The sequence below is a fragment of the Streptomyces sp. NPDC096311 genome, assembly GCF_044763085.1.
Taxonomy (GTDB): Bacteria; Actinomycetota; Actinomycetes; order Streptomycetales; family Streptomycetaceae; genus Streptomyces.
The window spans coordinates 1-22274 of sequence record NZ_JBIWFN010000038.1 but is presented as its reverse complement, the minus strand read 5'-3'; the positions used below and the strand labels follow the sequence as shown (position 1 = coordinate 22274).

Here is a 22274-nt window from a genome sequence, read left to right as displayed (position 1 = left end):
GACCGGGCGTTTTTCGGGCTATCTCAGCCACCATCACGAGAAGAGCGACAGTCACGCTGCGTACGCGACCACACCAAGTGGGCCAGAGCCCGTTCACACCTACGAAGCCAGACAACACTGGCGCCATGACCGATGATCCTGAGGCACTGCAGGCGAGCTGGAATCAGACCCCTGACCACCTCGACGCCGCCCGAGCCCACCTCACACGCCTGCCGGGCATCGATCTCTCAGCGGCGCTGGAGTTCCTGGAGCACAACGAGCTGGGACTCGCCTTCGACTGCCTGGTCGATCTCGCTGACGACCTCGACCTGCCCCTCAGTTTCTGGCAGCACCTGGACCGAGCGGCTCGTGAGATGCGGCTTTACAGCGATGCGCCGCACAGGCCCTACCTCACGGCTGCCGACTTCTGTCGCCGCCATCTCGCCGCTGCCTCCGAGCACGAATGATCCGCCAACCCGGCGAACTTCATGGTCAGAGGACCAGTGAACGGGACCATCCCCGCGGGCGCGGGGGCGACGTCTGCTCGCTGGGCAGCAGGGCGATCTACAGGCGGGCCAGTTCCTCCACCAGGTCGTCCAGGCCGAGGGAGCCCTGGGACAGGGCCGCCATGTGCCAGGACTTGGCGTCGAAGCCCGCGCCCCGCCGGGCGCGGGCGGCCTCGCGGCCCCTGAGCCATTGGCGTTCGCCGAGTTTGTAGCCGATCGCCTGGCCCGGGAGGCTCAGGTAGCGGACGACTTCGGAGTCGACGAAAGCCCCCGGATGGGGGTGGTTGTCGCGAAGGAAGCTCCCGGCGACTTCGGGTGTCCAGCGCTGTCCTGGGCCGTACGGGGCGTCGGCGGGGATGCGCAGGCGCAGGTGCATGCCGATGTCGACGACGAGTCGCATGGTCCGCTGCATCTGTGCCTGGAGGTAGCCCAGGCGGTGCGCCGGGTCGTGGAAGAAACCGAGTTCGTCCATGAGGCGTTCCGCGTACAGAGCCCAGCCCTCGACGTTGCCGTTGACCACCCCGGCGGACGCCTGGAAGCGGGTAAGGCGGGTGGCCGCGACGTGGGTCCACTGTGCCACCTGCAGGTGATGTCCGGGTACGCCTTCGTGGTACCAGGTCGAGACGAGGTCGTGGACGGGGAAGCGGCTGCGGCCGAGGACGGGCAGCCAGGTGCGGCCCGGGCGGGCGAAGTCCTGCGAGGGGCCGGTGTAGTAGGCGGCGGTCGTGCCTGCGGGTGCGAGGCTGGTCTCGACCCGCCGGACGGGTGCAGCGAAGTCGAAGTGGACGCCGTCGAGGGCCTCGATGGTGCGCTCAGTGAGCGACTGCAGCCACTCGCGGGCCTGCTCGGCGCCCTCGATCGCCTCGCCGTGGTCTCCCAGGTGCTCGAGCGCCTGCCTGGGGTCAACGGCGTCCGGCAGCACCTGTCGGGCTGCGTCCCGCATCTCGGCGAGCAGCCGGTGGTACTCGGACCAGCCGTACGCGTAAGCCTCCTCCAGGTCCAGATCGGTGCCGTTGTGGTGGCGGGACCACAGGAGGTAACGGTCGCGGCCGACAGCGTCGGGGGACTCGGACGCGCGGGGCGCGTAGGTGTTCCGGAGCCACATACTCAGCTCGTGCAGGGCCCTGGTGGCGCGGGCGGCGGCCGCGGTGAGAGCCGGGCGCTGTGGCTCCGGGCCGGTGGAGGCGAGTGGCCGGAAGCCGCCCGCCTCATCCGCGATCCAGGTGTCCAGCTGCCCAATGACGGCAGTCACTGCGGCCGGTCCGGCGGTCGGCCCATGGTCCAGACCGGCCGCCAGGCTGTCGCGGTAGCCGCGCAGCGCGGCGGGGACCTGGTCGAGGCGGCGCCTGATAGCGTCCCAGTCGTTCGGGGTGCGGGTCGGGGCGAGGGTGAACGCCTTACGGACCAGTTGGAGGGGCGAGCCGAGCGTGGCGATCCGGCGCAGGTGCTCCCCGGCGTCGTACAGGGTCAGTTCGCTGTTCAGACGCTCGCGAAGGAGCCGGGCGCACAGTCGCTCGCTCTCCGCGGTCGCGCCCGGCACGGTCCCCGCCCGGTCGAGGGCCTGGAGCGTGCGACGCGCCAGCTCGGCGCGGGCTGCGTGGCCGTCGGGTGAGTAGTCGGGCAGTTGTCCGTTGCAGTCGGCCTCGCCGAGATAGCCGCCGAGGATCGGGTCGAGGACGACGAGCGCGTCCATGTGAGCCTCGGCGACAGCGCGCGGCGTAGTCGCAGCGCCGGTCAGGGCGACCGTCGAGGTGTCGGTGTCGGTGTCGGGCATGAGGTACTCCTCGGGGGAGGCGAGGCGGCGCATGAGGGCGGGTCAGTCGCGGCGCGGGGCGAGCAGGGTGAGGAGCAGTGCCGTCGTGGTCACGACCGCGCACAGCGACCACACGGTGAGGTAGGCGGACAGGGCCGGTGTCGTGGTGTCGTGCGCCAGCAGGGTGCCGAGTATCGCGGCGAAAGCGGCGCCAGCGATGCTGCCGCCGAGTGTCTTGAGGTTGTTGTAGACGGCCACCGCGCTGGCGGACCGGTCCGCGGGGCTGGCCTCGACGATCACGGTCGGCAGTCCGCCGCTGGCCAGCCCCATCCCAGCTCCCGCGACGGCGTAGGCGAGGGCGAACCCATGCAGCGAGGAGTGGGCCGCGACCAGTGCGATGTTTCCGGCGGCGACGAGGCCGAAGGCGAGTACGAGCATGCGGCGCAGGCCGATCCGTGCGGCGACGGATGCACTGGTGGCGGCCGCCAGGAAGCTCGCCAGGTGCGGAATGCCGCCCCAAAGACCGATCTGCCAGGCGGCGAGCCCGAAGCCGTAGCCCGTGGTCTCCGGTGCGGCGTCCAGGTATGAGACCGCGACGACCGGCTCGGCGAGCATCACGACGCCGAGCGCGAAGCCGGAGAGGAGGTGCGGGGCCACGGCCTGTCCGGCCGCCGACCGCACATCCACCAGCGGGTGTTCCTGGCGCAGTTCCCAGCGCACCCACAGGGCGAACAGCACGAGCGCTGTGGCGAGGCCGGCGAGCGTTCCGGGCGATGCCCAGCCCCGCGTGCCGCCCTGGGAAACCGCGGCCAGGAGGAGGACGAGGGCCACGCTCAGCAGACCTGCGCCCGCCCAGTCCATTCGGCCGGAGGCCTTGTGTCGAGTCTCGGGAATACCGCGGATCGACAGCAGGACGCAGGCGGCAGCCAGCACAGCGAAGCACCACAGGGTGGGGCGGACACCGCCGAGGAGACGGTCCAGGAGTCCGGTCATGAACGAGCCGAGCATCGATCCGAGTGCGAGGGAGGCAACGAGCAGGCCGACGGCTCGGCGACTTGCCTGCGGTCCCAGACGGTCGCGGCACAGCCCGATCTCCAGGGCCAGCAGCGCGGCCAGCGGACCGAGGAGCACGCGGCCGGCCAACAGCAGCGTCACGTCGGGGGCGAGCGCGACCAGCGCGCTGCCCGCGGTGACGCACGCCAGGGCGACGCGCAGCATGAGCCTGTGCCCGTACCGGTCGCCGAGGCGCCCGAAGGCGGGCACGCACACGGCAGCGGACAGGAACTGCACGGCCGTGATCCACTGGGCCGTGCCCGAGCTGATGCCGAGCATGTCCCGGATGGCGGGGATCAGCGGTGTGATCCCTCCCTGGAGGAACCCGCTGGTCAGCTCGAACAGGACGAGCAGTCCGACGACCCCGCGAACAGACCCGGGCGCGGGGCCGGACGGCGCCGAATGCGGCCGGGGCTGGGTGACGCTCATTGACACACCTTTCGGTTCACGAGCGGGACAGACCGTGGGCCCTGGCCGACACGGGGTGGACCAAGACGGGACTGGCCGGAGCGAGGCGGGCCCGGCCGGGGTACGGCCGCTGGTCCGGGCCGGTAGGGCGCACCCGGTGCGGCAGTCTCACGTCTGAGGGGTGGCGAGCGACGAGCCGGACGTACGGGCCAGCCGCTTCGTGGCCAGGTCCGCGAGGAACGCCGCCTGGCGCGGCAGGACAACGTCGTCGAACACCGCCTGCGGCGAGTGGTTCATGGGCGCCGCCCCCGGATCGCGTCCCTCGGGCACAGCCCCGAGCAGCAGCATCGCGCCGGGAACCTGCTCCAGGACGAGGGAGAAGTCTTCCGACCCGCTGGCGGGTATCGGCGAGAGGAACACCTGGTCGTCACCGAGCAGTTCCCGCGCCGAGTCCATGGCGAAGGAGGTCTCCCCGGGCTCGTTGACGGTCACCGGGTACTGCACCTTGTATTCGACGTCGACTTCGAGGCCGTGCGCTGCGGCAATGCCGCGGACCAGGCGGGGCAGCCCCTGAGCGAGCCGCTCGTGATGGACGACGGAGTAACTGCGCACGGTGGCCTCGAAGGAGGCCGTCTCGGGGATGACATTGTTCTGGGTGCCGGCGTGGAGCTTCCCTACGGTGACCACCACCGGGTCGAAGATATCGAACGTCCGGGTGGTCCAGCTGTGGATCGCGGTGACCATCTCGCAGGTCGCCGGGACCGGGTCCAGGGCGGAGTGCGGCGCGGAGCCGTGCCCGCCGCGCCCGCGCACGGTCACCCGCAGCACGTCGGACGCGGTCATCACGGTGCCCGGCCGACTCACCAGCACGCCCTGCGGGACCCGGTTGGCGGAGACATGGACAGCGTACGCGGCGTCCAGCGGGCGACCGGCGGCCTCCAGAACACCTTCGTCGATCATGCGCCCGGCCCCGTTGTGGCCCTCCTCTCCGGGCTGGAACATGAACACCACGTCGCCCTGCAGCTGTTCGCGCCGGGCGCTCAACAGGCGTGCGGCGCCGACCAGTCCGGCCGTGTGCAGATCGTGCCCGCAGGCGTGCATCCGGCCTGGCACCTCGGAGGCGTAGACCACCCCGGACGCCTCCTGCACCGGCAGGGCGTCCATGTCACCGCGCAGCAGCACGGCTCCTCCGGGACGCGACCCGCGCAGCACCGCCGTCACCGACGTCAGGCCCTTGCCCGTGGTGATCTCCAACGGCAACCCGTCCAGCGCCGCGAGCACCTTCTCCTGCGTGCGCGGCAGGTCAAGCCCCAGCTCGGGCTCCCTGTGCAGGGCGCGCCGCAGGGCCACCAGCTCGTCCCGCAGTTCCTCGGCATCCGCGAGTACCGACATGTTCCTTACACCTTCCCGACACGGTCAAACCGCCCGCTGTTCGCGAGCAGTGGGCCGAGCGTGAAGGCCCCACGCCATGGCTGGCCAGAAAGCGCCGGAAATTCGCGATAGCCTCGATCAGATGAAGGATTCCGGCCAGCTGGACGAGGCGGACTCGGTGCTCGTCCACGCTCTGCAGATCAGCCCCCGCGCGACGTGGTCCCGCCTGGCAAGCGTGCTCGACCACGATGCGGTCACCCTCGCCCGCCGCTGGAAGCGGCTCACCGACCGCGGTGCCGCGTGGATCAGCTGCTACCCGGGTCCGGCCCTGGCCGAGTCCGGGCAGGGCTGTCTCGCTTTCGTCGAAGTCGACTGCGCGGGCGGCCGGGTCCTCGAGGTCGCCGACCGGCTCAGCCGACAGCCGATGGTCACCACCGTCGAGCACGTCACCGGGGACCGGGACCTGCTGCTCACCGTGATGCGCCCGGACCTCGCCTCGCTGTCCCGCTGGGTGACCCGCTCCTTGAGCTCGCTGCCCGGCGTCACCGCGAGCCGGACCCATGTGGCCGGGGCGATCTACACCGAGGGCAGCCGGTGGCGGCTGCGCGCACTCAGCGCCGACCAGGTAGCACGGCTGACGGAACGTCGGCCGCCGGTCGGCCGCACCGGTGGCCCACTAACCGACCTGGATCGCCGCATCATGGTGGCACTGTCCGAGGACGGGCGCGCCCCCTACACGGCACTCGCCGAGACCTGCGGCACCGGAGTCGACACGATCCGCCGACGCACCAGGCACCTGCTCGATGTGGGCGCCGTACACCTCCGTTGCGAGACCGCGCGTCCCCTGTCCCAGCGGCCGGTCGCAGCCGTTTTGTGGGCGCAGGTCCCCTCCGATAGCGTCGAAGACGCGGCCCGCCGCATCGCCGGCATGTTGGACGTACGCCTGTGCGCCGCCATCACCGGGCGCCACAACCTGCTCGTCGTCGCATGGGTCCGCTCGGTCAACGAGATCCAGCGACTCGAAACCCGCGTCACCACACAGGCACCCGGAAGCACCATCGGCGACCGGGCGGTGGCCTTGTGGCCGATCAAACTCAGCGGCCATCTGCTCGACGAAGCGGGCTACCGGCGTGGAACCATCCCCATCGACGGCTGGAGCACCCTGGCCGCCACAGAGGACACCGACGCCCCCGCCGGGCATGGACCCTGACATTCAGGGGCGACGGGACCAAACGGCTCTACGGCTCTACCGGCGCCGGCCGCTCGCAAGGCGGTAGTAGCCCTCGGGCTGCCCGCCTCCGCCCTGAAGCCAGGCCGGCACCGGCAACAGCGGCCGGACGGCCGCCCACTCCGCATCCGTCATGTCCGACGGATACCGGCGCACCCGGTCCGGATGATCGACCGCGTTGCCGCACGCATGCGCGAGGCAATCACACGATGGCGCAGCCGAGTTGAACTGGACGGGGCCGGACGCGTACAACAAGGACACCAGGGCCTCCCGGCATTGCTCGGTTCGATTCGCATCCCCGAGCTACCGCGAGGCCCTGCCTTCATACGCGCACAGCGCGAAGATCACCCCGGCGGGAAACCCGTTCGACCTGCACGTTCCATGACCGATTGAGATACGGCTTCCGAGAGGTCGTTTTCATCTGTGTTGCCTGTAAATGGGACAGTTCTTGAAGTGTGGGAGTGCGGTGCGGAAGAGCTAGCCGGTGTGGCCGGGCCATATGGGTCGGGCGAGGTGACGCGTGGGGCGAGATACGGCTTGTGCCCGTCTCATCCCAGGACGTCCGGCCTTCCCTGCCTGCACGCTTCTGCTGGCGTTGTGATGCGCCTGGGCGCACTCGGTCCCCAGCGATACATCACGGGCATGACCACGCGACGTCCGTATCCGAGTGACCTGTCCGATGCTCGCTGGGAGTTGATCGAGCCTGTCCTTGCCGCATGGCGTTTCGAGCGCCGCGGCAGGGCCCTGCACTTCGCCCGGCCGCCCGAGCACGACCTGCGCGACATCATGGACGCGATCTTGTACGTGGACCGGACCGGCGTTCAGTGGTGGTACCTCCCGCACGATTTTCCACACTGGAACACGGTCTACGGCTACTTCACGAAGTGGCAGCAAGAAGGCGTGTTCGCCCAGCTCAACAACCTGCTTCGGCAGCTGCTGCGCCAGAAGGAAGGACGGCACAGCGAACCCTCGGCCTGTGTGATCGACGCCCAGAATGTCAAGACCTCCACCAGCGTTTACGCCTCCAGCCAGGGCATCGACGCAGGCAAAAAGATCGTGGGCAGGAAACAGAACATCGTCACCGACACGATCGGCCTCCTCCTCGCGGTGCTGGTCACCGCGGCGAGCGTGCAGGACTCCGTCGCCGGCACCCACCTCCTCGACCAGGTTGCCGCCGAACATCCCCGCGTCCGCAAAGTCTGGGTCGACGGCGGCTACCGCCAACACCTCGTCGAACACGCAGCCACGCTTGGCATCGACATGGAAATTACTCAACGCGCGCCCGGGACCAGGGGATTCACCCCGATTCCCAAGCGGTGGGCGGTCGAGCGGGCCCAACTGGCTGGCTCATGCTCCACCGCCGCCTGGCCCGCGACTACGAATCCCTCTCCGTCCGCTCCGAAGCCATGATCCACATCGCCATGACCGACCTCATGGCCCGCCGCCTCACCAGCGAGAACACCGTCTCCTGGCGCGACCTGACACCCCAGACCAAACGACAGATTCCGGGATGAAACAACGGGAGAAGACGACCTCTTAGAACAGAGCTTCGCCAGGTGTGTGGGGCAAGTGACGGTTCCGAGGCCTCAGGTGAGCGAGTTGTATATAGCTGTGCACCGGATGCCCGAGGGACTTGTCACGCTGTGAGCTGTCCACCTATGTTCGATCACTATGCTCGATTCCCCGATGATCAGTGTCATAGTCGCCGCGCACGACCTTCAGGGACAGCTAGAGGTCTGCCTGAATTCGATACTGAACCAGTCCTTCCGGGACGTGGAGGTTGTCGCGGTCCTGGACCAATCTGCTGAATGCCCTGCGGACTTGGTGGATGACTATGCTCGGCGCGATGGGCGGGTCTCGGTCGTTCGTCTGACGGGCATCGTCGGCATCGGCCGGATACGCAACGCGGGGGCGGAGCGCGCCGCCGGTGACTACCTGCTGTTCCTGGACAGCGATCACATCATCGGGGGTGAAACGCTTCAGGCGATGGGCGATCAGCTGCAATCGGCAGACGAGCCGGATGTTCTTCTCTTCGGGCACACTCGCCTCCATCGCGGCCACTCGTGGCCCGGTGCCGCCGCCGGCCTGCTTGCCCGGCAGGGACGTGAGCCCTTCGCCTCGATCGACCAGCCCGAGTTGTTCGGTGCTCCCGCCTACTCCTGGGACCGTTTGATCCGCCGCGACTTGTGGATCCGGCAGGAACTCGCGTTCCCTGACGGTCTCCACGAGGAGGTCACAGTCGTCCACCGCGCCATGCTCGCCGCCGAGCGGGTCGCCGTCCTGAAATGGAACTGCGTCCAGATCCGTCGTCGGCACACTCAACACCCCGCAGGCTCACCGGACGGCACCCACTTCGACGTCTTCGGCCGGTACGAAGAAAGCTTCGACTTGCTCGAGGAGCGCGACACCCTGGACGTTGTGGCTCCCTTTCTCTTCACTCGTATGATTCGTCACTACCTCTTCCTTCTCAATCTCGAGGGATGTCTCTCCCGTTCCGAGCGCCCGCAGTTCTTCGAACGCGCCAGCGAGCACTACCGGCGGTTCCTCCCCGACGGCTACGAACACCCCGAAAGTCGGGAGGGTGTCAAGTTCCAACTCGTGGCGAGCGGGAGATACGGCGCGCTGAAGGCCGCCAGTCTCCCTCAGCGCGCGCGGAGTTTCGTCTCTCAGGGCGCCGCCGTCCGCGGACGGTAGCCCCAGGATGGGTGACTTCGACCGTTACTGCCGCCGACACAGCGGCGCCGCGCGTACCGCACCCTGCACCACCGGGTCAGCGCGTCCACCCAGACAAACGCATACGGTCCGGCGTCCAGCGGCTGTTTGCGAAACGCGCTGACCCGCTCGTCCAGGTGCCGGGCCATGGCCGAGACCTGCGATTTCGACAGCTGCGTGGCCCCAAGGGACTCGGCCAGCTTCTCGAACCGGCGAGTGGATACTCCCAGCAGATAGGCGTTGGCCACCACCGAGATGAGGGCCTGCTCCTGCTCGGCCCGCCGTCGGCGTTCGAGGAGCCAGTGCGGGAAGTAACTCCCGGACGTGAGCTTGGGGATGGCGAGTTCAACGGTGCCGGCCCGCGTGCCCCACCCGCGGGGGCGATAGCCGTTGCGCTGGTTGACTCTCTCGTCACTGACCTGCCCGTATTCGGCATTACAGAGGGCGTCGGCCTCCGCGGACATGAGCCCGCCGGCGAACGTCTTGACCATCGCGCGCAGCAGATCGGGGCTCGCCCTCGGCGAGGTTGTCTTCCGCGAGGGCGTGCAGAGACAGACTGTCTGGTGCGGTCATCGTGCTGATCTCCTTCGAGTCTCCGACACCTCGAAGATCAGCCGGTGGCAGTTCTTCCATGCGGGCATCAGTCAGAAGCCGGAGCAAACCCCCGGATCAGGTCGAACCCGTACACCGCTTCCGAGGACCCACTGACAACAGTGTGTTCGGAACGGGCAGCGCCGTCAGTCGAGTTGACTCGTAGAATCTAGGCGCCCAGGTGCGGCGGCACGGCGCTGTCGCAACCGCCGGACAGCTGCTGCCCAGGCGGTCCCAGAGCCCGGGCGCCGGGTCGGGGATCCAGCCCCAGCGTGGTGCCTTCACCAACTCTTCGGTGAGGTGAGTACATACTCCCGGTAGGTGCGCGTACTGCGTGGGCGAGATCAGGATTGTGTCCGCGGGAATGCGCCGCCATTCCTGCTGTGACTGGAGGGCAGGGCGCGCCTTCGGAACAGTCCCGTCAGGTGGGCAGCCGCAGCCCAGCCCGATGATGCACTCACATCGTTCGCATCGTTCTTCCTTCACAGCCCCGCTCATTCCGCTTCCCCCGGCAGGGCTCCGTGCCCCGCTTCCAAGACTCACGTCGCGCTGGTGAGGACCCGGTAGACGATCTTCCCGTCGAACTCAGCGAACCCGAGCGACTTGTAGAAGGCCCGAGCGCCGGGGTTGTCGCGGTCTGTCATCCTGTGGCGTTCGGAAACTCATCGCCGCTGCTCAGAGTGGGTCTGGTGCACGATGGCGGGCGTCTGGAACCCTGTCCGGATGTTCGTCTCACTGATGTATCGGGGGGGCACGGAAGCTGCTGTCGGTCCCGACGGTGCGGCTACGCCGCCGCGCGGCAAAGGATGCCGAATTGCTGGTGCTGCAGCATGAGAACGCGGTGCTGCGCAGGCAGCTCTCGGGAACGGTGCGGTACGAACCGGCGGACCGGCTGTGGTTCGCTGCGCTGTCCTCGCTGATCCCGCGACGCCGGTGGGCGCGCGTGTTCCCGGTGACGCCCGCGACCCTTCTCGCGTGGCACCGCAGACTCATCGCCCGCACGTGGGACTCCAGCAAACGCCGGAGCCGGCCGGGCAGGCCGCCGACCGCGGGCGCGGTGAAGGCGCTGGTGCTACGGCCGGCGGAAGAGAATCCGCGGCGGGGCTGTCGTCGGATCCAAGGTGAACTCGTTCGTCCAGGGCATTCGATCGGCGCCACGACAGTCTGGGAGATCCTGACGGCGGCCGGAATCGAGCCGGCCCCGCGCCGCGGTGGGCCGACGTGGCGCGGGTTCCTGACCGCGCAGGCCAAGGGCGTGATCGCCTGCGACTTCGTGCACATCGACCTGGTTGACCTGCGCCGGGTGTACGCGCTGGTGTTCCTCGAGCACGGCACGCGCCGCCTGCATGTCGCCGCGGTGACTGCGCATCCGACCGGGGCCTGGACGGTGCAAGAGACGAGAAACCTCGCCGTCGAGCCGGGCGTGCGGGTCAACTCGCCGCGCTTCCTGCTCCGCGACTGGGACGCAAAGAACACCGAGCCCTTCGACACGGTCTTCGCGGCCGACGGCATCGAGGTCGTGAGGACCGCTCCGCGGGCTCCTCGGATGAATGCGCACTGCGAACGAGTCATTGGAACCCTGCGGCGCGAAGTCCTCGATCACTTACTGATCCGGAACGAGACACATGCCCGGCAAGTCCTGGACGCCGATGCCCGGCACTACAACCGGCATCGCCCACATCAGGCTCGGGGACAGCTTCCGCCCCTCGTCCAGGAGCACCCGGGGTCCGCGAGCGATCCGACCGTGCACCGAGTCCGACGGACCCGAGTACTCAGCGGCGTCATCAACGAATACAGATACGCATCCTGACCAGCAACGATGAGTATCCGAACGGCACAGGTTCCGGAGCACCTCGCGGCCGCGCGGAAGAACTTCGACGCTGAGTACGCGGCCGAGTTCGAGCGGAACTGCCGGGCCATGTACGACCAGATGGCGCGTATCGCGGTCGAGCCGCAGTGGGCGCGGTTCTACAACTTCGGTGCCGGGCGAATGCCGCAGTTCCTCGCCGAACTCGCCAAGAAATTGAGCTGCCCGCGCCGTCATGCTAAGCGCGTAACTCCCTCCGAGTGAGGGTAAATGTTCAACAATCCGCCACAGAGCCACACCCTCCGAGAACGAGCCTCGGAAAATCAACGAAGGCCTCCCGTCCCCCGTCACACCACAGCTTCGCCCGCTCCAGAAAACTGAGCCCGAGCCGTTGGCTGGACCTCCGTCGAGGCGGCGAGGCCCTTCCGACGGTCGCCGCACGCCTTCCCCGGCAGGTCCCGCCGACGCCTGCACGGCCTTGATGGTCGGGCTTCGGTCAATCTGCACATGGAATGCGCAACTGCGACACGGGGTGCCTTGGATCCGCACAACGGTCCGATAGATGGTGCCCCGTTGGTGCCAAGTGTCCCGTTCGGAATCGCCATGGCAATACCTGCCGGCCACCGGTGCCGTGCAGAATGTAGAGAAGCTGACCCCAATGCGTGCCCGTTCCCGCATGGATGAGTAGCCGATGCGTTCAATTTCCCTGCTGGAAGTGTCGATTGATTGGATGCTTGGCACGCTCCGTGATTGGATCCTGTGCGCCGCCTAGGTTGCGAACGTGTCCGGAAACGGATGTGGCATGCCTGCGGTCCCAGCCGCCGCCTGTCCCCCGGCGGGGGTCGCTCACCCCTTTATCGAACGTCCACGCGAAGGGAAGTTTCATCATGAACTCCGCTCCCCAGCTTCAGACCATCGAGATCTCCGACGCCGACCTCGACAACGTCTCCGGCGGCCTGAGCCCGCACGCGAGCATCACCGCCGGCCCCACGACGGTCAGCGACTCTGACCTTCTGGCTCAGTTCGATGCTGTCCAGGGCGAAGCCTTGGGCGCCCTCGGCCAGTACCACCAGGCTGGCGTCAACTTCTCCTTCTGATCGTCGATCGTCGATCGACAGCCTGACCGCCGGTCGGAAGGTCTTCCAGCCCAACGGTGCGGCTGGGGGTGGCACAGCGGAAACAGGCTGTACAGAACGACGAAGCTCCTGGCAGAAATGGGTTCTCCACCGAGATCACCGTGTCTGCCAGGAGCTTTGTGTGTGTCCGCCGACGGGCCCGGAGCGCCCGCTTTCGCCGTCTGACGGTGCGTCGGGCGTGGGAGCGACCGTCCCAATGAGCGGTGTGCATCGTGAAGGTTCAGGTCACGGGTGTGGTGTGAGGGGCAGGACGGGCACTCGGGCAGGTCCGAAGCGGAAGATCGTCGGTGGTGCCCTCGGCTCTCCGCCTGATGCGGTCCAGGACCGTCCGGGTCAATGGGAGCAGCGTCCAGCACAGGGGCGCCCAGTGCGTGACCAGGGCGACGGGTATGGACACCACGAAGGTCACGATCATCGCGGTCACCCAGGTCAGGGTGTCCGCGACAACCTCGGGCGGGGTGTCTGTGCGCAGCAGGCCGGATCGGCGCAGGTCCGCGAAGGCCAGTCTGACGAACAGGCCGGTCAGGGCCTGGTCGGCCGCGTAGGTGATGAACTGGATCTGGAAGGCGTCGGCCTTGCTGGTCAGCAGTTTCGTCGTGAACGGCGTGATGACGATCATGAGCAGCCACACCAGGTTCCAGCGGATGGCGCCGCCCGCCACTCCGGTCGCATACCGGAAGAGGCGTTGATGGATCATCCAGTGGATGGCGATGGCCGTGAAGCTGGCGAGGAACGCGGCGTACTCCGTCAGGTGTTCGCGCAGGAAGTGCAGCACACCGGGGTTTCCATGGACGCCACCCGGCAGACGCCTGCGGCACCGCCGGACCCGGCGGTGCCGCGGGCGTCTGCTGCTGTGCTCAGGGGGTGAGGTCCAGTACGCGGACCGGCTCACCTGCCCACCGGTGCGGGGCAGTGGTGGCGATGACCGCACCGTCCGGGCGGTCCGGGGTGGGCTGCGCCGCGTACTGGCTGTGCGCCGCGGCCCACGTCTCCTGCGGCGCGAGAGCCAGGGCGGCGGCCAGGTCCAGGTCCAGAACGGTGATGCCGGGAAGGGAGGCCAGATGCTCGGCCGTGCCGGGCCGGGCGCGGTCAGCTTCCACTAACGCACACGCCGGGGCATACAGGAACCAGCCGGGTTCTGCGTGGGCGCGGTGGATCAGGCGGGAGGCGAGGACGTTGCCCTGGCCGGCCGCGGCCATCGCGGTGTCGTCCAGAACGATGTGCATGGCGTCGCTCACTGGCCGGCCGCCCGGGCCAGGCGCCGGTCCAGTTCGCTGTCCAGGTCCTGCTCCTCAGCGGCGGTCGGGGCGTACCCGTTCCACTCCGTCAACGCGGCCAGGGCCTTTGCGGCCCGTTCGGCCCGCTCGGCCGGGGTCAGCAGTGTCTCAGCGAGGCGGGCGAGATACGCGCGCAGCGACAGTCCCTCCGCGGCCGCTATGGCGGCCAACCGGTCTTTGGCTTCCTCGGGGATACGGACGTTGGCATCGGGCATTAGTGTGCTCCTTCCCACTCTCCTAGGGTACGGGTACGTACCCGTACCCGTACCCGTACCCGTACCCGTCATGTCGTACGCTGGATTCCGGTCGCAACCCTGCTGTCGGCCCGCATTTATGGGATGGGGCGGTGCGCTAAATCCCGGGCTTCCCGTTGGGTCTTCCCGCCGAGCGAGGTTGGCGGAGAGGTGACTCGGAACACCGTGACGCAGCCCTGAGATCAGTCCTCACGATTTCGTCACCGGGGTCACCGTGCCCAGGAGCGCTACTCCCGGAGGGTTGTCAGTCCTCGTTCATAGGATCTCGGCATGTCTGATGCCTTCACCGTCTTGTGGACCCATGACACATGCCGTGCTCTGCGTAAGGCGGGTCGCGTGGGCGAGCGGCCGCCGGTCGCCTTCAGCGGCATCCATTCCTCCCTGCCCGCCTGGTCGGGCGCGTGCAGCGCGTACACCTCGTCCCCAACACGAGCGCACGAGAAGCTGCCGCAGAGAAGCAGGCAATGAGATGGCGACTCCGGCTCCCCGCTCGTCGGTTGGCATCAAGGGACCGCGACCGGTGCGTCGTGTACGTGGTGAGCCGGATGCGGGTGGCTCGGGGAGCTGACGAAACGCGCCGAGTGACGAAAACGGGTCGGTGTTCGCAGGAAGGACGGCCGTTGGGGATCCGCAGAACACGGGCCGCATCGGCTCAGGCAACGACAACGCCCTCGCCGAAAGCTTCTGGCAGCGACTCAAGAGGGAGGCGATGCACGAGAGGCTGCTCTCGACGATGCGTCAGGCAAGACTGGAGATCTTCCAGTGGCTCACCTACTACAACGCTCGCAGGCGACACGGCGCCCTCAGCTGCCTCTCGCCTCTCGAGTTCGAACAGCAGCACCAGAAGAAACGTAGAATCACACTCGCAGCATGATCCCCCGTGTCCACACCCCGGGGGACACCTCGGCCGTCGAGCGTCTCCCAGCGGATCTGCAGACAGCGGAACCAGCACAGGTGGGCGAACGCCCGCTCCACGCCGCAAGGTTGGGTGGCCAGGGCAGGGGACCCGTGCTCGGTACAACGGCGGGCGATCAACGGCTTCCAGGTCCCAGAGCAGGCAGCGGTACTTGTCCTGGTGGTAACCGTGGTCGCCCAGCACCATGTCCGGACTAGAAGCATGTCCGTGCCGAAAACGGAGTGCCGGAGCGCCGTCGCGCTGTGATACTGCTCCGATGATCAACGTGCCTACCGCTGCACTGGATTCGCTGAACGGGCTTGCCTTCGGTGACGCCTTTGGTGACCTTTGGTTCGGCATCCTGCGCCGGGACGGTCCGGCCGTCCTTGAGGCGCGGACGCTACCCCCGGAGCCACTGTGGCGGTGGAGTGACGACACCGCCCAGGCGCTCGTTCTCGTCCGCGAACTCGCCGAGGGCGGCGGCACCGTCGACCAGGACCGCCTCGCCCTGCGCTTCGCGGCCGCCTACACCGACGACACGCACCGCGGCTACGGAGCCTCGATGCATGACGTGCTCCGTCGGATCGGTGCGGGCGAGCCCTGGCGGGAGGTGGTCGCCGGACAGTTCGGCGGCCAGGGTTCCTGGGGCAACGGCGCAGCCATGCGCGCCGCCCCGCTCGGCGCCTGGCACGCCGCCGACCTCGACGCGGTCGCCGAGGAGGCCGCCCGCCAGGGCGCGGTCTCGCACCACCACCCGGAGGCGGTCGCCGCGGCGGTGGCGGTCGCCCTCGCCGCGGCGCTGGCAACGCGCAGCCGGGGCGGGAACGCTCCGGCACGGCCGGACTTCCTCCAGGCAGTCGCCGAGCGACTCCCCGACAGCGACGTCCGGTCGGGAGTGCGGAGCGCGGCCCGGATGCCGGAGCGCACCTCGGTTCGGCACGCCGCGGAGGTCCTGGGCTCCGGCTACAGAATGTCCGGGCCCGACACCGTTCCCTACGCTCTGTGGTGCGCGGCGGGGCACCTCGACGACCTGCACGAGGGCCTGTGGTTCACGGTCGCCGGGCGCGGTGATATCGACACCACCTGCGCCATCGCGGGCGGGGTGATCGCCGCCCGCACGGGAGTCGCCGCTCTCCCCGCTGCCTGGCACGCGGCCCGGGAACCGCTGCCCCGAGTCGTGTCGGAGTAATGGGGCACGACCAGCGTCGTCGCGGGCGAGAGCGGACCGCACCACGCTGCTGAGGCTCCCGCCGGGCCAGCTTCTCCGCCCCGCAACGGCCGTGTCCGTGCCGGCGTCCGGACTGCCGCCAGCCTTCACCTCCAGCGCAGCGCGAGTTCGTTGGCACCTCGACCCACTCCGGCGGACCTGTTCATCCGACAGGTACGCGAAAGGCATGATCAGTGATGCGAAAACTCATCGTCCAGCAGTGGGTTACCTTCGACAACATCATGGGGTAGGCAGGTTGAAGCCCCGCCGCGCCAGGGCGGCGGGACTCCCGTTACCAGACAGCCCCGTTCCTGACACCTTGGCCGTCTCGGTCCGTTGGTGAGGGGCCCTTCTGCTTCATCCAGCGGGAGAGTTCCTCGTCCACGCTCGGACAGCCCCTCTCCTTCGCGTCGGCGATCCGCTGTTCGGCCTGCTTGCGTACCCTCGGCAGGCCGTACGACGCGAAGGGGTAGCCGTACAGCCGATACCGGGTCTCGAACCACTCCCGGCGTGGCGGATGGTGAGGTCCATCCCGATGAACCAGGCCGGCGGCGTCTTGTCCCTCTTTCTCCGATTGCAGTCGTGACAGACCGGCACGAGGTTCGTCAGGTCATCCGCGCCTCCGTCGGCGAACGCAATCACGTGGTCCACGGTCTGTGAGCGGTCGCCGCAGTACATGCACTCGCCGTTGTTGCCCGCGAGCACTGCGAGCCATTCCCAGATCATGAACCGCCGACGGCGCCTCACCTGACGTCGTGGGGACCGCCACGTCCACGTCCGTGCATCCGGCGACCCAGGAGGCCACGAGTTCCTGGCCGTACTTCTCGTCGAGGTCCTGCCGCTCCCACCCGGCACGGCACTCCGCCTGACCCGGCACCGCTTCCACCGGGGACGTGCCACCGCGGGCGAGCGCCATGTCCCTGAGCAACTCCCCCACTGAGGTACCGGCGTTGCGGACATTGATCCACTCGTCGACCCGCTGTGGTACCTGGGCTTTGATGCGGTCGCTACACTCCTGCGCCGACTCCTCCGAGCCACAGGCCGCCGTTCCCCCAGCAAGAGCCGTAACATTGGGAGCGTCGAGAAGATTGGCGAGCGGCCACAGCCCGGGACTGCTTCAACCTGTTGATCGCCCGTTCCGCGGTGTTGCGCCTCTTGTACCGCTCCTCGTCAAAACCCGGTGGCAGGCCGCCCCTTGAGCCCTTGCGCGGGCGAGCAGCCTGGCTGTCGGTCTTCTCCAGGACGGTACGCCGGATGTCGCGTCGTCTCAGATCTTCGCGGCTGGGCCCGTCGCTGAATGCCTTGTCCGAAGCGAGACTGCCGGGCTTCTTCCGGGGCCGGCCGGGACCGGTTCCGGGTACTCGGATCTTCTCCGGCACCAGCTTGAACCGGGTGCAGTCCGCACGTCCGCCCGTTGCCCCTGCGTGACGACCAGAGACAGTGGGCGGCAACGGCCGACCGCGCTCAAGTGGAGCTTGCTGGTGAACCCGCCGCGTGCTGATGTGCGCGGACGCTGGTGGAGTCCGCGGAGACGTCCCAGTCGATCTCACCCGCGGCGTCGGCCGCAGCCTGGACCTGCTGGAGTAACCGTTCCCCAGTCCCGTCCGCCGACCGCAGCCTGTGGCGTTCGTAGACGGTCCCCAAAGAATATGAGGCGGTCCGGGAGGGTCAGGTGTGGCTGGTGGACGGTTGCCGTTGATGGCGCTGCAAGAGTGGCCGCCAGGTCCTGCGGGACGCTCCGGCCACTGATGGAGAGCTGCGGATATCGCTGGTTGAGGACCTGTCGGCGGAGTGTTCCCTGAGCCATGAAGGTGCCTGATGATGGACTTCATATCCGTCGTCCACATCGCGAACAGCATCCCCGCCAGCGGAGAGCACTGGGGGTAGCCGACCGAAGCCACCGTCCTCCAGGCCCTCGACGAGCCGTCCGTGACCGTCACCGACGACTCCGGCGCATCGACCACTACCGGTTCGCCGATCATCGGCCCAGCCGAAGCCCGACTGCCGATCGACCCAGCGGCCGGCCAACCGCTACCCGTGAAGGCCCGCACGGGGACGTTGTGGCAGTTCAACGACAACGGGCACTTGGACGTCCTCGACACGTCAGCCCAACTCGCCGAACTCCGTGCCTTCGTCGACCACATCCTCAACCGGATCGCAGCGAACAGCCGCCTCACCGCCGCAGGCCTCGGCACTCGCGACCCGGCCGCAAGCTGACGGTCGTGGGTGCGAGAGAGAGCAGCACCACACAATTAGTTTCAAGTGAAACGGTGTCGAATGCACATATGACTGTAATGTGACCTCGTGACCACCCACGCCCCTCACAGAACCGCCCACTCCGCCACCTCGCGTGCGACCGACCGCCCCGGGGACACCTCGCCTTTCGCTCTCGCCCTGCCGCTGCGGCGGGCGCACTGGCGTGCGGCCGCGGCGATGACGGAGGCGCTCCGCCCGCTCGGCATCGAGTTGCGGCATTTCGCGGTGCTGATCGTGCTGGTCGACCGCGGGCCCACGGTGCAGCGCGACCTGGCGGCGGAGACGGGGTCGGACAAGGCGGGAATCATGCGCGTCGTGGACGATCTGGAACGCATGGGGCTGGCCGTACGCAAGACGGTTCCAGGGGACCGGCGGGTACGGGCGGTGGAGATCACGCCTCAGGGCGTCGAGCTTTTCGACGCGGCGCATGTGGCAGCGGAGCCGCTGGCCGAGCGCCTGATTGCCGAGCTGGGACCCGGCGAGCCCGAGCAGTTGACGAGACTACTGACCCGGTTCACCCATCCCGCAGAGGGCGAGGCGTAAGCGCGCCCGCGCGGCGGTTACCCGAGGCGTGGACGGGTTCCGCGCCGCACAACCTTCACAGCAAACCCGGCCCGAGGGCCGCGACCGCCGCTGCTCCACACCAGCCCGGCTGCGGGCATCACGGCCGGGAGTTCCATCGCCCCAACAATGCCGAACGGGCCGCATACACCCAGGCCGACGCATCGACCCGCAGCCAGTCTGCGTCACGGCGCTCACCCCGTCGACCGGCGCAAAGTCCACTCCTGCCGGGGACCAGCAGACGACGGCGACGCCCGCGACCCGCCCCCGCACGAGTCCCCCTCTCCACGCACACAGCCCCACCCTTGTCGAGATAATATTAAATGATACTGTCGCGACCGTGACGGTGACAGATGCGTCGGACAGAGAGGGGATGCAGGCGATCATGAACGTCTATGAAGCGGTCGCGAGTCGGCGAGCTGTGCGGGGATTCACCGACCAGCAGGTCCCGCGGGAGGTGCTGGAGCGCGTGCTGTCCGCCGCGGCCTGGGCGCCGTCCGCATCGAACCTCCAACCGTGGCACGCCTACGTGCTGACCGGCCGGCCACTGGCTGAGCTCAAGAAGCGCGCCGGCGAGCGCATAGCCGCAGGCGACCCCTGGGACGAGTCGGAGTACGAGCAGTACCCGCCGGAGTTAAAAAGCCCCTATCAGGAGCGCCGATCCGCCTTCGGTGAGCAGCGCTACGGCGCACTCGGTATTCCGCGTGAGGACCTGGAAGCGCGCCAGAGGGCCGCTGCCGCGAACTGGGACTGCTTCGGGGCACCCGCCGCCCTGTTCTGCTACATCGACCGCTGTATGGGCCGACCCCAGTGGTCCGACGTCGGCATGTATCTGCAGTCCGTCATGCTGCTGCTCCGCGCCGAAGGGCTGCACAGTTGCACGCAGATGGCATGGGCGAAGTATCACAAGACCGTCGCCGAGGTCCTGTCGCCCTCGGATGAACTCCTCCTCTTCTGCGGCATGTCGATCGGGTACGAGGACGGGACGGCAAGCGAACCCCGTATCGGCCGAGCGCCGCTCGACAACACGGTCACGTTTGTCGGCGGTTGCTGACACCGTCGGCGTCCGGGTGCGGCGAGGAAGGACTCTCGCCTGTCCGGGCCGTCAGGCTTACGGCTTGGTCAGCCATGCGCCGATGCAAGCACGAAGAGCCCGAGCAGAGTCGACTTCGCAACGACATCGGCGATCGCGACGGTGCGGAGCGCTGATCGCCAGGCTACGTCCGCCACGGCTTCAATATCCGGTTCGGCTCCATCAAGCCCCCGGCTGGCATGGACGCGTGCATGGTCGTCGCCAAGAGCTCGGGCCACCTGGTGCGCCCGTACGAGGAAGGCCGCGGCGTCCCGTGTCTCGTGGCGGAGGAGCAGGCACTTTTCTTTGCGAAGGGCATCGGCGACACGCGGGCAGGCGTCATCAGTGGTGAAGTCAGGCCTCGAAACGCTGACCGAGGTCGGCTACCAGCCGGAGATCCACCTCGAGGCCTGCGCGAACTGAAGTTGATCGTGGAACTCACGTACGAGTGTGGCCTGGAGGAGATGCGCTGGTGCACCTCCGAGTGGGGCGACTAGGTCACCGACGCCACCAAGGCCGAGATGAAGAAGATCCTCACCGAGATCCCTACGGTTCGTTCGCGAAGAACTGGGTGGAGAAGTACCGCGGCGGCCTGAAAGAGCACCACACATACCGAGCAGCAGAACTCCGAGCACTTGCTGGAAACCAGCGGCAAGCAGCTCCGCAGGCTGACGAACTGCTCAGATCATCACTCCCCAGCTGCGTAAAGAGCTACTCCACGGCCTTCGCCCGGGCCATGCGCGGCCCTTCTACCTCAGTCGTGTCACAGAAACGAGCCGATCCCGGTCTATGGAACAGATGTGATTCGAGCAGTCGTGACTTTCAGTGACCACAGTTCCGGTACCACCCGAACGAGCCGTACAGCGCCTTATGCCCGGCAGCACCTCGGTCTTCAGTAGAGCGCCTGACATCGCAGGCCAGAGCCATCCGCAACTGCGCGGTAGCCGCGTGGTCCCGCCGCTAGCCAGCCGTAACCGGAGCAACGGAGAACGCATCATCATGGATCTCGAACTGTCCGCCCCGAGAGGGGACCTTGAAGAGGCTGTCTCTGTCTTTGTGCAGCACCGGGCACGTCTGTTCGGCATCGCCTACCGTGTGCTGGGCAGCGTGGCCGAGGCTGAGGACGTGGTCCAGGAGGTGTGGCTGCGCTGGCAGAAGACAGACCGCTCCGTGGTGGTCAGCCCGGTCGCCTTCCTCTCGAGCGCCACGACCCGTTTGGCGATCAACGTCACGCAGTCGGCACGTGTGCGCCGGGAGACCTACATCGGGCCCTGGCTGCCCGAGCCCATCGACACCAGCTCGGATCCGGAGGTGGGCGCACAGCGCGCAGAAGCCCTCGAACTGGCGCTGCTGCTGGTGCTGGAGAAGCTGAGCCCAACTGAACGCGCCGCGTACGTGCTGCGTGAAGCGTTCGATTACACCTACCCCGAGATCGCTGAAATCCTTCAGCTCAGCGTCGTCAACGTACGGAAGATCGTCAGCCGTGCTCGCAAGCATCTGTCGGACGAGCAGCGGGAGAGCGTGGACACGGCGGAGCACCGGCGCCTTTTGAACGCCTTCGTCTCAGCCGCTCAAACGGGGGATGTGGCTTCACTGGAGACCCTACTCACCGCCGATGCCGTCAGTCTGTCCGACGGAAACGGTCTCCAGGGCTGCGCTCGTATACCTGTGCTGGGCCGTGAACGCATCGCCAAAATGGCGACCTATCCGCGGCTGTGGCGGGAAACGCAGCCCAGGTTGGCAGACGCCAACGGCTTTACGGGCATGACGCTCTACCGGGATGGCCGACCCATGGCGTTCATGACGATAGCCGCCTCGAAGGAGGGCATCCACAAGGTGATGTGGGTGTTCAACCCGAGCAAGATCGCCGCGTTCCTCGGCTCGCGTTCCCGCTCCGCGGCGCCGGCAGGCCGGTGAGCAAGTACATCCGGGTCACGCAGAGGGCTGGCGAGGCAGTCGGCAAGGGATATGAGGATCCGTCGAGCAGCAGCCGATCGGCGTGAAGTGGACGTGGCAGCGGGGGTGTCGGGCGAGCCACTGCTGGATCTCAGGGGTCTTGTGGGTGACACAGATGTCGCACATCAAGTGCGCGTCGAGGTCGGCGGGCACAGCCTTGATGCTCCTATGGTCGGTCAAGCGCTCAAGAGCCACTCACGGTAGGTGTCGGCGAAGGCGTCGTCACGGCGAAGTCCGCGCTCGATGTTGGAG

At 67.9% G+C, this 22274-nt stretch carries 19 protein-coding genes and 4 pseudogenes; 14 read left to right on the top strand and 9 right to left on the bottom strand.

The genetic code is table 11. The annotated features are described in order from the left end of the window. The first annotated feature begins 125 nt into the window (after window positions 1–125). Entirely contained in the window at window positions 126–446 is a 321-nt protein-coding gene (locus ACIRA5_RS50690) for a MafI family immunity protein (RefSeq protein ID WP_403704677.1), read from the top strand. 97 nt (window positions 447–543) lie between these two features. Here ACIRA5_RS50690 and ACIRA5_RS50685 read toward each other — a convergent pair whose 3' ends face one another. The 3 genes from ACIRA5_RS50685 to ACIRA5_RS50675 form a co-directional block, all read right to left on the bottom strand. After that, complete coding sequence (locus ACIRA5_RS50685; RefSeq protein WP_403704675.1) at window positions 544–2259, bottom strand: DUF885 domain-containing protein; 1716 nt, start codon at window positions 2257–2259, stop codon at window positions 544–546. Between the two features lie 42 nt (window positions 2260–2301). Further along, window positions 2302–3720 carry an MFS transporter gene (locus ACIRA5_RS50680; protein WP_403704673.1) on the bottom strand — a complete coding sequence of 473 codons (1419 nt, stop codon included), beginning with the start codon at window positions 3718–3720 and terminating at the stop codon, window positions 2302–2304. 147 nt (window positions 3721–3867) lie between these two features. Further along, window positions 3868–5091: a M20 family metallopeptidase gene (locus tag ACIRA5_RS50675; protein WP_403704670.1), complete on the bottom strand. Its 1224-nt coding sequence runs from the start codon at window positions 5089–5091 to the stop codon at window positions 3868–3870. Window positions 5092–5212: 121 nt separating this feature from the next. On the opposite strand from ACIRA5_RS50675, the gene ACIRA5_RS50670 reads away from it, so the two are divergent. Beyond that, window positions 5213–6280 carry an Lrp/AsnC family transcriptional regulator gene (locus ACIRA5_RS50670; RefSeq protein ID WP_403704667.1) on the top strand — a complete coding sequence of 356 codons (1068 nt, stop codon included), beginning with the start codon at window positions 5213–5215 and terminating at the stop codon, window positions 6278–6280. A 60-nt stretch (window positions 6281–6340) separates the two neighbouring features. Here ACIRA5_RS50670 and ACIRA5_RS50665 read toward each other — a convergent pair. After that, window positions 6341–6562, bottom strand: a pseudogene (locus tag ACIRA5_RS50665) (transposase); the annotation flags it as partial. 378 nt (window positions 6563–6940) lie between these two features. On the opposite strand from ACIRA5_RS50665, the pseudogene ACIRA5_RS50660 reads away from it, so the two are divergent. Next, window positions 6941–7812: pseudogene (locus ACIRA5_RS50660) on the top strand (IS5 family transposase). A gap of 157 nt (window positions 7813–7969) precedes the next feature. After that, window positions 7970–8992, top strand: a complete 1023-nt coding sequence (locus tag ACIRA5_RS50655; RefSeq protein WP_403704664.1) for a glycosyltransferase family 2 protein — start codon at window positions 7970–7972, stop codon at window positions 8990–8992. A 77-nt stretch (window positions 8993–9069) separates the two neighbouring features. On the opposite strand, the pseudogene ACIRA5_RS50650 reads toward ACIRA5_RS50655, so the two are convergent. Further along, window positions 9070–9583 (bottom strand): annotated as a pseudogene (locus ACIRA5_RS50650) (transposase); the annotation flags it as partial. 796 nt (window positions 9584–10379) lie between these two features. Between ACIRA5_RS50650 and ACIRA5_RS50645 the strand changes: the two are divergent. The 3 genes from ACIRA5_RS50645 (at window position 10380) to ACIRA5_RS50635 (ending at window position 12505) form a co-directional block, all read left to right on the top strand. Then, on the top strand, window positions 10380–11411 hold the full coding sequence (locus ACIRA5_RS50645) for an integrase core domain-containing protein (RefSeq protein ID WP_403704661.1): 1032 nt from the start codon (window positions 10380–10382) through the stop codon (window positions 11409–11411). A 9-nt stretch (window positions 11412–11420) separates the two neighbouring features. Next, the gene (locus ACIRA5_RS50640; protein ID WP_403704658.1) at window positions 11421–11672 is read left to right on the top strand and encodes a hypothetical protein; all 252 of its coding nucleotides are present in this window, start codon (window positions 11421–11423) and stop codon (window positions 11670–11672) included. Between the two features lie 623 nt (window positions 11673–12295). Beyond that, complete coding sequence (locus ACIRA5_RS50635; protein ID WP_403704655.1) at window positions 12296–12505, top strand: hypothetical protein; 210 nt, start codon at window positions 12296–12298, stop codon at window positions 12503–12505. A gap of 259 nt (window positions 12506–12764) precedes the next feature. Here ACIRA5_RS50635 and ACIRA5_RS50630 read toward each other — a convergent pair whose 3' ends face one another. The 3 genes from ACIRA5_RS50630 to ACIRA5_RS50620 all read right to left on the bottom strand — a co-directional run bounded on the left by ACIRA5_RS50630 (window position 12765) and on the right by ACIRA5_RS50620 (window position 14036). Beyond that, window positions 12765–13319 carry a TMEM175 family protein gene (locus tag ACIRA5_RS50630; RefSeq protein ID WP_403704652.1) on the bottom strand — a complete coding sequence of 185 codons (555 nt, stop codon included), beginning with the start codon at window positions 13317–13319 and terminating at the stop codon, window positions 12765–12767. An 82-nt stretch (window positions 13320–13401) separates the two neighbouring features. Then, entirely contained in the window at window positions 13402–13770 is a 369-nt protein-coding gene (locus ACIRA5_RS50625; RefSeq protein ID WP_403704649.1) for a hypothetical protein, read from the bottom strand. Window positions 13771–13778: 8 nt separating this feature from the next. Then, window positions 13779–14036, bottom strand: a complete 258-nt coding sequence (locus tag ACIRA5_RS50620; protein WP_403704646.1) for a hypothetical protein — start codon at window positions 14034–14036, stop codon at window positions 13779–13781. Between the two features lie 637 nt (window positions 14037–14673). On the opposite strand from ACIRA5_RS50620, the gene ACIRA5_RS50615 reads away from it, so the two are divergent. After that, on the top strand, window positions 14674–14949 hold the full coding sequence (locus tag ACIRA5_RS50615) for an integrase core domain-containing protein (RefSeq protein WP_403704643.1): 276 nt from the start codon (window positions 14674–14676) through the stop codon (window positions 14947–14949). A 298-nt stretch (window positions 14950–15247) separates the two neighbouring features. Beyond that, a complete protein-coding gene (locus tag ACIRA5_RS50610; protein WP_403704640.1) occupies window positions 15248–16159 on the top strand; it encodes an ADP-ribosylglycohydrolase family protein in 912 nt (303 codons plus the stop codon). Between the two features lie 375 nt (window positions 16160–16534). Here ACIRA5_RS50610 and ACIRA5_RS50605 read toward each other — a convergent pair whose 3' ends face one another. Continuing rightward, window positions 16535–16855 (bottom strand): HNH endonuclease, encoded by a 321-nt coding sequence (locus ACIRA5_RS50605; protein WP_403704764.1) that lies wholly within the window; start codon window positions 16853–16855, stop codon window positions 16535–16537. A 1251-nt stretch (window positions 16856–18106) separates the two neighbouring features. On the opposite strand from ACIRA5_RS50605, the gene ACIRA5_RS50600 reads away from it, so the two are divergent. The 5 genes and pseudogenes from ACIRA5_RS50600 (at window position 18107) to ACIRA5_RS50580 (ending at window position 21983) form a co-directional block, all read left to right on the top strand. After that, the gene (locus tag ACIRA5_RS50600; RefSeq protein ID WP_403704637.1) at window positions 18107–18394 is read left to right on the top strand and encodes a hypothetical protein; all 288 of its coding nucleotides are present in this window, start codon (window positions 18107–18109) and stop codon (window positions 18392–18394) included. Window positions 18395–18481: 87 nt separating this feature from the next. Further along, window positions 18482–18976: a MarR family winged helix-turn-helix transcriptional regulator gene (locus ACIRA5_RS50595; protein ID WP_403704634.1), complete on the top strand. Its 495-nt coding sequence runs from the start codon at window positions 18482–18484 to the stop codon at window positions 18974–18976. Window positions 18977–19379: 403 nt separating this feature from the next. After that, window positions 19380–20048, top strand: coding sequence for a nitroreductase (locus ACIRA5_RS50590; RefSeq protein ID WP_403704631.1), 669 nt, complete (start codon window positions 19380–19382; stop codon window positions 20046–20048). 173 nt (window positions 20049–20221) lie between these two features. Further along, window positions 20222–20773: pseudogene (locus ACIRA5_RS50585) on the top strand (ketol-acid reductoisomerase); the annotation flags it as partial. A gap of 292 nt (window positions 20774–21065) precedes the next feature. Next, window positions 21066–21983: an RNA polymerase sigma-70 factor gene (locus ACIRA5_RS50580; protein WP_403704629.1), complete on the top strand. Its 918-nt coding sequence runs from the start codon at window positions 21066–21068 to the stop codon at window positions 21981–21983. Window positions 21984–22274 lie beyond the last annotated feature (291 nt).